Raw genomic sequence first — 11,868 nt, 5'->3', positions numbered from 1 at the left:
ATGACCGACACCGTGATCGCCGCGGACGGGACCGACGCCGAACGGCTGCTGGTGCACGCCGCGCTGGCCGCACCCAGCGGCGAAGAACGCGCGGAACTGGTCGAGCTGGCCCACCGGGTCACCGACTGGGCGGCCTTCCTCGAGTTGGCACAGCTCAACGCGACCGTCCCGCTGGCGCGGCGCTCGCTGATCGCCGCCGAGGTGTACGAGCTGGTGCCGCCCCTGGTCCGGGTGCGGTTCGACGCCGTCACCGAGCGGATCGCGACGGCGAACGACCGCCGCCTGGCCGGGGCGGTGGAGCTGTTGCGGCGGCTGGATGAACGCGGTGTGCGCTGCGTGGTGCTCAAGGGCATGCTCTTCGCCACCGAGATCTACCGCGACCCGCGCTACAAGCGCATGAACGACCTGGACATCCTGCTGGAACCGGACCAGGTCGACACGGCCGTCGAGGTCTACCGTGAACTCGGCCTGTTCGCGACCTCGGAGCTGCTCGGCAAGCCGCCCAAGGCGCGGGCCGAGCGATCCCACCACCTGCCGTCGTTCGTCTCGCGCGACGGCGCGCTCGTGGTGGGCACGCACTGGGGCCTGATCACGCCGCTGGCGCCCTACACGGTCGACTACGCCGCGATATGGAAACGTGTGCGTCCCATCGACTTCCACGGCGTACCCGCGTGGGCGATGGCGCACGAGGACAACCTGCACCATCTGGGCATCCACCTGCCCTACTACAAGACCGGCGTGCGCGAACTCGGCGACATCTGGAACCTGGCCCGATACGCGGGCACGGACCTCGACTACGACCTGCTTTCCGCTCAGATCGCGGCGGCGGGCAGCGAGGGCCTGATGTACCACGCCCTCGCCCTCGCGCACCGGCTGGTGCCGAACCCCGGCTTCGCGGCGCTGCTGGACCGGATCGCGCCGCGAGTGGACCGCTTCACCCGCGCCGACACCGCGCGCAAGGTCGCCGACGTGCACACGTTGCTGCGCAGTCGTTCCACCCACACCTCCCGGATCGAGAAGGCCTACACCGAATTCAATATGACCGCCGACGCGCGGGAGAAGCTGGACGGCTTCGCGCGGCTGTGGTCCGGGCTGCTCCTGGTCCCCGGCGCCGAGGCGGCCAGGATGAGTTCGCTGCGCGATCCGGGCGCGGTGGCCGCCGTCGGGGCCCGCTTGGTCGCGCCCTACCGTTTGACCAGGGTGTTCCAGCGTGACCTCGGCCGGTGGCTGTTCCCCGCCGCGCTGGCCAAGACGGTCTACGACCTCGGCGCGGCATACGCTGGGGAACTCCGGTCCCGCACCGGGCTCGGCGGTGCGCGGCCGCCCGGCATCGACGACTACGCCGCCCGCCTCGGGCTGACCAGAGCGGACCTGCGAGCGGTACTGGACAGCCAGGAATGAGCCCACGACCGACCGTGCTGTGGGATCTGGACGGCACGTTGATCGGGCAGCGGCGGCGCACCTTCGCGACGCTGATGCCCGCGGGCGCGGCTTGGGTGTTCCGCGATCTCGTCCCGCCGCACCACTTCCTGCCACTGCTGCGCCGCACGCTGGGTGACGTGCGCGCCAACGACAGCGACCACACCAACACGGAGCTGATGGTGCTGCTGCTCGCCGAGCGTCTCGGCGCCGGCCGTGACGTGGTCGCGGACCGCCTCACCCGGTTGGCCGAGGTCGAATTCGCGCGGCTGCGCGCGTGTTTCCCGCCGCGCCCGGCGGCGGTGGCGACGGTGCGCGGGCTGGCGGAGGCGGGTGCGCGGCAAGTGGTCGCGACCAACCCGTTGTGGCCGCGCAGCACCGTCGAGGCCAGGATCCGATGGGGCGGAATCGATCTCGCTTCGTTCGCCTTCGTCACCAGTGGTGACACCATGCACCGCGCCAAGCCGCGGCTCGAGTTCTATCGCGAACTGCTCGACCAGTTGGGCGCGGCCGCGGGTGACTGCGTCATGGTCGGCAACGACCCGGCCCACGACGGTCCCGGCGCGCAACTGGGCATCCCGGTCTTCCTGATCGGCCCGCCCACCACCGGCATACCGCCGGCCGTGGCCCGGACCGGACTGGTCACGGTGGGGGATCACCACGCACTACGCCGATGGCTCGGCATCGAGGAGGATTCGTGCTCGTCGTCCTGAACCCACGAGCGAACGCGGGTACCGCGCTGCGGCGCTGGGAGCCGGTGGAATCCGCCCTGCGCGCCCGTCACCCGCACCTGTCGGTCGAACTGCCCGCCGACGCGCGGCACGCCACCGACCTCGTGCGCGCGGCCGTCACCCGGCCCGATCCGCCGCCGGTGCTGGTCGCCGCGGGCGGCGACGGCATGGTCAACCTGGTGCTGAACGCGCTCATGGACCCGGCCACCGACCAACCGCGCGCTCCCGGCTGCGCACTGGGCGCGGTGGGGCTGGGCAGTTCGAACGACTTCCACAAACCGGTGCCCGGCACCGGACGTATCGGCACCGTTCCGGTGCGGGTCGACGCCGCGCGCGCCGAATTCGTCGACGTGGGCAAGGCCTGCGTGCTGCTGGCCGACGGCACGCGCGCGGTGCGCTATTTCCTGCTCAACGCCAGCATGGGGCTGGTCGCCGCGGGGAATCATTCCTTCAACCACGCCACCGGGGTGGTCGGCTGGCTCAAGTCGCGCAGCGTGGAGGCCGCCATCATCGCCACCGCACTCGCCACCCTTGCCACTCATCGGCCGCTGCCCGTCGCCGTTCGTGGCGTCGACTGGAGCCATGCGGCCCCGATCACCAACATCGGCGTGCTCAAGAGCGTGCACTTCGCCGGCGGCATGCGCTACGACACCGCGGTCACCCGCGCCGACGGCCGGTTCGATGTGAACATCTGGGCCGAGGCGGGGAAGCTCAGGACGCTCGGCTTGGTCGCGGGACTGTACGCGGGCCGATTCCGGCGGTCGCCGCTGGCGGTATGCCATCGGGATTCGGTCGTGGAGCTGCGGCCGGATCGTCCGGCGCCGCTGGAGTTGGACGGCGAGGTCACGATGGTGGAGTCGGCGCGGCTGGAGGTTCTGCCGCGGGTACTGAAGGTGTGTGCCGCGTGACGGTGGTGCTCGTCACCGGAGCGGCCAACGGCATGGGCGCGGCCACCATGAAACGGCTTGCGGCGCTGGGGTACACGGTCGAGGGATGCGACCGGGTCGCCGCGTCCGGAATCGCTCGGGTCGACGTGCGCGACGAAGAGGCGGTGAACCGCTGGGTTCGCGACGTGCATGCCAGGCACGGCAGCATCCATGCGGTCGTCACCTTCGCGGCATACGGCGTCGTCGGCGCGGTCGAGGAGACCACGCCCACCGAGGCCGCGGCGCTCTATGACACCAACGTCCTCGGCACGCACCGAGTACTGCGCGCGGTACTGCCGTTGCTACGCGCGCGGGGCGCAGGCCGCGTGATCGTCGTGAGTTCGGGAGCGGGCGCCGTCGCCGAGCCGTACGGCGGTTGGTACTCGGCTACGAAGGCCGCCGTCGAGCGGATCGGCGAGGCTGCGCGCATGGAGGCCGCCGGGTCGGGCATCCAGGTGTCGGTGCTCATCCCGGGATGGACGGTCACCCCGATCATCGACACGGCGCGACACGTGTCGAGCCCGATCTCCGCCTACGACCACGACCGTGCCGCAGTGCTGGACCTCGTACGCGGCTACCTGGCCGCGGGACAGCCCGCCGCCGCGGCGGCCGACAAGGTCGCGATGATCCTGTCCTCGGACCGGCCACGGCAGACCTACCTGTGCGGCCGTGACGTCCGCTTGTCCTTCTGGACCCGCAGGCTGCTCCCGAGCCGGGTATACGAGCGAATGGTGCGCCGATACTACGGTTTCCGGCCGGAGCCCGTCTGCCCGCTGCCGAACGCCCTGCTCGGCGAGCTGCGGGCCACCACTGGTCAGCGGTCACCGACGGACGGCTGACCAGGGCGAGCATGACCTTCAGCCTCGACCACTACACCCGACCCGCCACACGCCGTCACCACCAGCGCGGCGATCACCGCATCACCTACCTCCCCGATGGCGTTGCCCTGCTCGAACCCCGCGCATGGCTACCGGACTCCGACGACGAGCTCTGGGCCGCGATCACCCACCGCGGGCAAAACCCTGGCCGATATCGAAGTCGTCGCCATCACCCACCTGCATCTCGACCACATCGGTTGGCTGTGGCAAACCGCTCCCGCCACAACATCCAGCCCCTTCGCCGACATCCCTGTCCTGGTCGGCGACACCGAATGGCAGCGAAAAGCCTTTGCCGCTACGACCGGTGCCAGCGCCGAGATGCTCGACGTCTTCGCCGCCCAAGTCCGCACCATCACCGACGGCGAGGAAATCTTTCCTGGCATCCACGCCCTGGCCTTGCCGGGCCACAGCCTCGGACACCTCGGCTACGTGATCACCTCACCCGGGCAACGGTTGATCGTGTTCGGCGACGCGATGCAAACCCCCCCTGCCAGTTGCCCACCCCGAACTCACCGCCGCCATCGACGACGACTCCGCCCAATCCGTTATCACCAGCCGCGGCGTGATCGACCAGCTCACCACCGCTGGCACTTTCGGCTTCGGCCTGCACTTCGCCGACGTCCAACTCGGCCGAATCACCACGGCCCACGACGGCCAGCCGATATGGCAGCCCGAATAGCCCGGATCTTTCGTGGGGCTGATGTGCCAGCCAGTTCGGACTCGGATCGGTGTCTTGGGTCGTTCCGGCTGCAAAGGGGAATGAAGCGGGTCCAGTTCAGCGGGTCGGCTGCCGGGTTCCACGGGCCCGATCGGTCGTCCAGGCGTTGTCGCTACGGCTGCTCGGCCTCGGGAGTTGTCGCAAGCAGCTCACGTCGGCCGGGTTTGCAACGACAAGATATCGCGGTATGCACTGAACTGCTCGTGGTCGATCTCCATTGCGCATGCAGCCATCGCCTCACGCATGTGCGCCGGGTTGCTGGTGCCGAAGGCGACCACCCGGACCTCGGGCAGTTCGAAACTCAACCTCAGCGCCGCTTGCGCATTGGTTGAGCGCCCGTCGACGAACGACGTGAGGTCGGTGGCACGCAGCAGACGTGCCGCGCGCGAACCACCATAGGGTGCCATTCCGCGGAACTCGATGCCGGGCCATGTCACTGCATGGCGGCAGTGATTCACCGCCACCATCGCATCCGGACCGACGCCAAGCCCGGCGCGGGTCATCAGGACATCGGGTCTGATGTTGCTTCGTCGCAACGCCTGCCACACCGGGTCGGGCCGCCATACCGATATTCCCCATCGGCCTGCCAGGCCGTCGTGCACTGCCCGGACAAGTGCCTCGGCAGCGGGCCCCAGCGAATTCTCGAGAGATGTTGGCGATCCTGCCACAGCCTCCTCCGGATTGTGCAGCAGGATCGTGTCCAGCGGTGCACGCAGTCGGCGCACAGTGTCCTCGACTGCGTGGTAGAGCAAATCTGGATCGAGAGCATGGATTCCGGAGCCGTCGGAGGAACGGAAGAAGCCGACCTTAGAAGTGATCGCGAACCGTTGCGGTGCGCGCAGCTCTCCTAGTTGGTCCAACCCTTCGAACCCGCCGTAGTTGTAGGCGGTGTCCAAGCGCCGGATGCCTGCCCTAAGTGCTGCGGACAGCAGTCCCTCGTCGATCCGAGCGCGCGCGAGCCCAAGTGCGAGTTCGCGTCCCGCACTCGCTGTATGCGGTAAGCCCGCTGCCGATTCCTCGCCAACCGTCATGGCCTCTTGGTGGCAATGATTATTCCCGTGGACCAATCGATATCGGCGGTCACGAGCTCGTGGTGTCCAAGGATCGCCTCTCGCAACTGCGGAATCTTCGTGCTGTCGGGGTTCTTGGACTGTGCTTTGGGTCCCATATCATCGACGATCAGAGTGCCGCCCGGACGGAGTGCATCGACAATCGCTTCGAAATGGCCGAACTTGATGGGCGGTGCATCGGCGAAAATGAGATCGAACGGACCATGGTCTACCAAAACGGATGCCCCGTCGATGATTTTCAGGTTCACGTATGGGGGCCATTCGAAACTCGACGCACTTTCGCCGAGTGATTCATCGACTTCCGCCGAAAAGACGTGGACATCGGTGCGAGCACCGAGACCGTAGACTATCCATGCGGTGCCGACACCGACGCCAGTGCCGAGTTCGAGTACATTCGCCTGCTGCGGCAAATTTCCCGCAAGTACGGCGAGGAGTTGGCCGACGCCGTCATGACAAGACTGCCGGAAGCCGCATTCAACTGCACGACGCTTCGCCTCGGCGACCGGCATCGGGATTCCGTTGGAAAGCGCGTAGATCTTGTCGCTTGTCTCGCCGACGAGATCTTGCACGATCGCCTCGTAATCGCCTGACGCATCGATGCGGTAGCCGTCAACAGAGGCCGCAAGGAGGCTCGCCTCGACGTAGCGGCGAATGTCGGCGTAGCGCTGGGCCGGATCGGTTGCCGGAAGTCCGGCGGTTGCTGCATCGAGACGCTGGAGTTGGTCAACGTTGCCCAGATCGCGAAGGAGTTTCCGTACGGTGTCGAGTTCGCGCCCCGCAAGGTTGGTGAGTTCATCGGCACGCCCAGCCCAGAGCTGGGGAGTCTCCGAAGCTGTTCGGTGCAGAAAACCAGTCTCCCTGCGATACAAATCGAGATAGAGGTGCAGAGTCGAGCCGACCGGAGGTGGCGCCGGATCCAGCGCATCCAGGAGAGCGTGTAACCAGTCGGCGTACGCGCGGCCAGCAGTGTCCAACCTGTCCCAGCACAACGATTTGAGCTGTCGACCGAGGTAGTGGGCGCGTTCTTGCGCCCGTTTGCTGGCAATCATGCCGCTGAAGGGACCGTAGGTCGATTCCAGTTGAGAGTGTCGGTCTTCGGCCACGCGGGATAGCAACGCGAGGTGTACATAGACGTGGAATGCGGCAAATACACGCGGCGCGCTCCACCAATTCGAACCGGCGAGTCGCGACGGATTCCACGGCGAGATGACCGGCCGTGCGTCGTCCTCGATCCATTCCAACCGCGTAACCACGTGTCCGTGTCGGAAGTCGTAGAACTTTTGGTGAAGAGCCTCGTGCAGGAGGTGCTCGACGACCCACCACGGACTACCCAGTCGTGCGTTGAGAAAGATCACGCCGCCGAGGTGGAATTGCGAACTGGAACCGGTCCCGATGAATGCGCCCTCCTGCGGAACGCACGCGATGACTCGCGCGTGTTGAAGAGCACTCGGCGCGAGGTCGGGTAGCAGCTCGTTGAGTAGTCTGGCGCCGACGACGAGTTGGTCGAGCGCTTCGTCGGACGGCGTGACCGGTAGCGTGTTGTAGCGCTCGAATACCAACTTGCGAAACGCCCTACCGTAGGTGTCGTCCGAATGTTCCTCTCGCCAGATCCAGCCCAGGTTCTCACCGGGTCCGAGCGCCACGAGGGAGCCATCCTGAAGTGGCGTGTCGGTCCCCCCGTTTCGCAGATAGTCAGCCGCGGTCAGAAACAAGTTGCTGCAATCAGCGAGCCGCAGTCCGGTGGGTCCTTGCGGGACTCCGGACGCGGTCCGCTCGTGCGCGTGCACAATCGCAGCCCGCAGGGTCGGGTCGGCGAATAACTTGTAGGTCGTCGTCGACGAAGTCTGCGCCATCGCATCCAACAGCTCCGCCGCGGCCGGTAGGTGCGCGCTCAATAGTTGCAGCCGCAGTAACAGGCACTCCTGCAGTCGGTCCAGAACATACACTGGGTCGCCGAACGGTTTCTGGCTCGCCATCGCGTTCTCGACAATCGCACACACCTCACGCGGCAGCGCCTCGTCGCTCACTCGAGTCAACGTCCTGTCCCATCGTCTACTGGTGTATTTACTTGTTCGGCTGATGATTTGGTGCGAGAAGCGCAGCCAGGCGTTACGGCTGCTCGTTGACGGCTGGTGAAACCACATCCTCGATGGTGTGGTGATGATGCAAATTGGTGTCGTCGTCGTGCATCAGCTCGCGAATCGCTGAGTCGTTCAAGCTGGCCCACTTTTCCAGCACATCCAGGCGAATCTGCAGCTTTCGCACATCGTCATCGCTGAGATCGCCGATCCGTGAAACGGCCAGTGAGTCCAAGTTGTCTTTCAACCGGGCCCGTAGCGCGTCCCGTGCCCTCGATTCGGTCGTGTATGTCATGACGCTCTCCTTCGCGACAAGTTGTTGAATTCAATCGCTATCGACACAGGCGTGTTCCATTTGTTCTGCTGTGCGACTGAATTGAACCCAGTGATGACGCTAGACATGACGATAGACGAAACTCGTCGTTGCCGATGGTGAAAATCACCTACACCGCCAACCGGACGCAGAATCCTCGCGCGGCTACGTTAGCATGCGCCAATCACTGCCGTGGAGCAATCGCATCAGCAAGATAAATTCGTGTTGCGGCAACCTCACCTACGAACAGCTGACCGCGATGGTTTGCCGGGCGTTCGGTCCGGCCTGATCGAATTCGGGTTGGTCTTCGGTTGCTGAGCAGTGGTCGGTGGGTAACACGGGGTAGCCCGGTCGGCGGGTGGCTGCCGGGTTCCACTGGCCCGGATGGGAGGTCCTTTCGATCCTTGTGGGGGTGGTTTGTGCTGGTCGGTCTGGTTGGAGGCAATCCAGGGCTGTCAGTAGCAGGCCGGTTCCGCGGTGATGCCGGGATAACCGGAGGTGCACGCGGCGTGCGTGGTGGGCGAGCCGGACGGGGATCGAGAACACGTCCAGGAGCAGTCGTGTGCGTGCGGTGCAGTACTCGAGGAAGTCGTGGGTTACGCCCACCGGAGTCGTTGCGCAACAGTACTTTCCTGCCGACCCGATAGCAGTGGATGGAAGCCGAACCCTTTCTTTGTTTGTCGGTGCAGCGCCTTCTTTTTCCGAGTGCGAGTCGAGCAGGGTGGCATCCAGACAGGTGGTCAGCGGGTGGTCGGTGGTGATCTGATGGTCCGGCGCCCGCTCGTCGGCCGCCTGCCAGGCCGCCGCTCTCGCGGTGACGCGGGCGGATGCTCTGGCAACCAACGTTTTCGGTGCATCGGCGGCAAGGGAAGTGATCGGCCGGTATACGGTCGGGTCCGACGCGACGTCCCCGAACACGCCCGGTTCACCGCGCAACAGCGCCAATGGACCAGAACCCGGATCGGGCAGATCCACGTGCTGACGGCGGCGGGATGTCAAAAAGATCTACACCGACAAGAAGTCCGGCGAGGATGCCGAACGCGCGAAGCTTCGGAAATGCCTGGTGTACAGGCGCGTGGCGACACCCTCGTCGTGCCCTCGGGACCGGCTCGGCCGCTTCAAGTCTTGATCTGGGTCGTCGCCTGACTGCATAAGCGCGGTATCGGGTTCCGGTTGCTGCACAAGGTCCTGGACGCCAACACGCCAGGCGGATGCCTGGTCTTTCGCGTCTTTCATCGTCTGGCCGAGTTCATCCGCGAGCTGATCATCCAGGGCGCACACGAGGGCTTGGGCGCTGCCTGCAGCGCGGGCAGCGCCTCGGCCGCCCAACGGCTATGACCACCGACCGGATACGCCGGGCTCGCGCCATTCTCACCCGGCCGGAGGGGTCCGTCTTTTCGGTCGGCGGGCTGCCGGGCGTCTCCCCGCTCGACGATCTACAAGTACCTGCCCGAACTGACCTCAGCACAGGTACTGGACAATCCAGCTTCGACTCTGCCGGCCTGATCCGCGATGATCGTGAGGTACCGTGTCAGTCGGTCGGACACAGGTCGGCCGTTACGTGGCTGGCTGGGTGGCGGGGTAGTGGTAGACCTCGCGGCGCAGGCGTTCCAAGTCCGGCGTCGTGGAAGCCGAGGTTTGCGTGTACCGATCGGCGTGATGGGCCGTGTATGCCGTGGACCTCAGGTTTTCGTAGAGTGAGATGTAGTTCTTCCGTCGGCCGGAGAGACCGGGCAGTACGCGCAGGAGGGTGGGGAGGTAGCGGGTCACGGCGTCGATCTGAGCGCGTTTCTCGGTCAGCTGACGCTGCACTTGCTCGATGGCTTCGCCACGGGTGCATCCGGTTTCATGTCGGATGGCTCTGACCAGGTTGTAGGGGATGTGGTCGGTTTCGTCTCGTTCCAGGGAGATCAGATCGTTCTCCGCGAAGCCCACCCACCAGAGAAGTTCCTCGAGACGGCGGAATACCGGGTGGTTGCGCAGCGTCGGTGGCAGTTCCCAGTCCTGGTGCACCTCGATGATGGCGGCAGCGATGTCGAGCGCACCGGTGGAGTTCCGCAGTGGTAGCCAGTCGGCGGTGGTGGGGATGTAGCGGTTGATGCGGTGGTGTGCTTCGCGTTCGCAGGCTTCGAACCATGCCTCGAGGCTGTCGAGGAACCGCTGCTGCCATGCGAGGGTGCGGCCTGCGCGCAGGCGCGGCCACAGACTCGTCCATGCTGTCGCGATCGCGCCGGGCCTGCCTGGTTGCTGCGGGTCCTGGCGCAGCACAGCGACCAGACCATGCCGCAGCGCGGTGGCAGTTTCCGGATCCTGCAGCTGAGGATCGTCGAACATGTCATCCCATACCGCCAGCAGCGTGGTCATGGCGGCGAAGGCTTGTTCATGGTCTGCGTCCGCCGGCGCCAACGACTGTGCTTGGAACCGGAACACTCCTGACCACCTGTGGTCGTGGTCGAACTCGGCCGAAGAGGCGACGAGACCGGTTTCGGCCATCCAGTTCCCCAGCCATGACATGGCCTGCGGCGAGACCGACTCGCCGTCCTGGGGTGCCCGCGTCGATGGCGTTGGAACGGCCGGGCGGGACGTTCGCCGATCGAGTACCGACCGGGCATAACCGGTCATCGCGTGGCGAACGTGTGGGGCGACGGGCAGACCGGCAAGCTGATCCTGAGCCTGGTCGATGAAGTCCTCGCCCACCGCTTGTGCTTCGTCCACGGCGCCGGACGTGAGCACGAGCTCACGGGCACGCGAAGCATCTGCACGCGTCATTCGTCGGCCGAGCAGGCGAACGAGACGTCGGACGCGGGCTGCCGCAAGGATCACGGGCAAGGTGTAGATGCCCTCGACCAGATCCTGATTGACCGGCTTGCCCATTTCTTCGGCGGTCGAGGTCAGATCGAGGATGTCGTCCCACAACTGGTAGGCCAGCCCGAAGCATCGACCGAACTCGGCCAACGACTCCACGTGTTCCTCGGAGCAGCCGGTCTGCATCGCGCCGACCCGACACGCCAACGACAACAACGCCGCGGTCTTACCGCCGATCGACTCCAGGTAGGACTGCTCGGTGCGGGAGGCCACATGCTGGTCGGCGGCCTCGAGCACCATGCCCGCGCACATCTGCTCACTCGCGATCGCCGCCGCGGCAACCTCGCGATGGCCGAGCTCGATCAGCATGCGCTGGCCTGAGGTCGTCACGCAGTCCCCGGCCAGCACGGCCATATGTGAACCCCACACCGCATTCGTGCTGGGGCGTCCACGGCGCTGATCGGCGTGATCGATGACGTCGTCGTGATACAACGACCCCAGATGCAGCAACTCCACCCCGGCCGCGGCGCGCACCGCCCTCTCGTGGGCCGGGGTCGCGGGATCGGTGAGCAGGTAGTACGACAGCAACGTCAACGTCGGACGCACCATCCGACGAGACGTCCCGGGCCCCTCGTCGGTCAGCGCGGTCAGCTCCGGGCGGCCGGGAAACCGCACCGGCCCCAGAACGTCACGGACACGGTCCAGGTCCGCATCCAGATGTGGGAAAACAGCGGAATCGATCTCACCGGACACGCGTACGCTCCTCACTGGTGGCATAGATCATCTGCACGTTGACGCCGTTGAATATTGGCACCACAACGCGGCAAAAATCTTGTTATCAAACACTTTTGGCATTCCGCACGACAACTGTTGCCACCGACGGCAAACCTGTCCTCGCCTCGAGCGCGTCCAGCACTTGCACGGCCCGGC

9 protein-coding genes and 2 pseudogenes are annotated in these 11,868 nt (G+C 65.9%); 6 read left to right on the top strand and 5 right to left on the bottom strand.

Annotated features, from left to right (window positions below; translation table 11 throughout):
• The 5 genes and pseudogenes from ACWEH3_RS21155 to ACWEH3_RS21135 form a co-directional block, all read left to right on the top strand.
• The gene (locus ACWEH3_RS21155) at positions 1-1,401 is read left to right on the top strand and encodes a nucleotidyltransferase domain-containing protein (protein ID WP_450015736.1); all 1,401 of its coding nucleotides are present in this window, start codon (positions 1-3) and stop codon (positions 1,399-1,401) included.
• A complete protein-coding gene (locus ACWEH3_RS21150; protein ID WP_450015738.1) occupies positions 1,398-2,132 on the top strand; it encodes an HAD family hydrolase in 735 nt (244 codons plus the stop codon). Before ACWEH3_RS21155 ends, ACWEH3_RS21150 begins: the two co-directional genes overlap by 4 nt.
• The gene (locus ACWEH3_RS21145) at positions 2,117-3,058 is read left to right on the top strand and encodes a diacylglycerol/lipid kinase family protein (protein WP_450015740.1); all 942 of its coding nucleotides are present in this window, start codon (positions 2,117-2,119) and stop codon (positions 3,056-3,058) included. Before ACWEH3_RS21150 ends, ACWEH3_RS21145 begins: the two co-directional genes overlap by 16 nt.
• Positions 3,055-3,915 (top strand): SDR family NAD(P)-dependent oxidoreductase, encoded by an 861-nt coding sequence (locus ACWEH3_RS21140; RefSeq protein ID WP_450015742.1) that lies wholly within the window; start codon positions 3,055-3,057, stop codon positions 3,913-3,915. Before ACWEH3_RS21145 ends, ACWEH3_RS21140 begins: the two co-directional genes overlap by 4 nt.
• Before the next feature lie 96 nt (positions 3,916-4,011).
• A pseudogene (locus tag ACWEH3_RS21135) lies at positions 4,012-4,386 on the top strand (MBL fold metallo-hydrolase); the annotation flags it as partial.
• A gap of 435 nt (positions 4,387-4,821) precedes the next feature.
• Here ACWEH3_RS21135 and ACWEH3_RS21130 read toward each other — a convergent pair.
• The 4 genes and pseudogenes from ACWEH3_RS21130 to ACWEH3_RS21115 all read right to left on the bottom strand — a co-directional run.
• Positions 4,822-5,703, bottom strand: coding sequence for an aldo/keto reductase (locus ACWEH3_RS21130; RefSeq protein WP_450015744.1), 882 nt, complete (start codon positions 5,701-5,703; stop codon positions 4,822-4,824).
• Positions 5,700-7,769, bottom strand: a complete 2,070-nt coding sequence (locus ACWEH3_RS21125) for an O-methyltransferase (RefSeq protein ID WP_450015746.1) — start codon at positions 7,767-7,769, stop codon at positions 5,700-5,702. Before ACWEH3_RS21125 ends, ACWEH3_RS21130 begins: the two co-directional genes overlap by 4 nt.
• An 82-nt stretch (positions 7,770-7,851) precedes the next feature.
• Positions 7,852-8,115, bottom strand: coding sequence for a hypothetical protein (locus ACWEH3_RS21120; RefSeq protein WP_450015748.1), 264 nt, complete (start codon positions 8,113-8,115; stop codon positions 7,852-7,854).
• A gap of 665 nt (positions 8,116-8,780) precedes the next feature.
• Positions 8,781-9,078: pseudogene (locus ACWEH3_RS21115) on the bottom strand (IS1380 family transposase); the annotation flags it as partial.
• A gap of 201 nt (positions 9,079-9,279) precedes the next feature.
• Here ACWEH3_RS21115 and ACWEH3_RS21110 point away from each other — a divergent pair.
• Positions 9,280-9,471 (top strand): recombinase family protein, encoded by a 192-nt coding sequence (locus ACWEH3_RS21110; protein WP_450015826.1) that lies wholly within the window; start codon positions 9,280-9,282, stop codon positions 9,469-9,471.
• Positions 9,472-9,690: 219 nt separating this feature from the next.
• On the opposite strand, the gene ACWEH3_RS21105 is transcribed toward ACWEH3_RS21110, so the two are convergent.
• The gene (locus ACWEH3_RS21105; RefSeq protein WP_450015750.1) at positions 9,691-11,691 is read right to left on the bottom strand and encodes a polyprenyl synthetase family protein; all 2,001 of its coding nucleotides are present in this window, start codon (positions 11,689-11,691) and stop codon (positions 9,691-9,693) included.
• Positions 11,692-11,868 lie beyond the last annotated feature (177 nt).

The sequence above is a fragment of the Nocardia sp. NPDC004718 genome, assembly GCF_053601535.1.
This window is presented reverse-complemented; position numbering and strand designations above follow the sequence as displayed.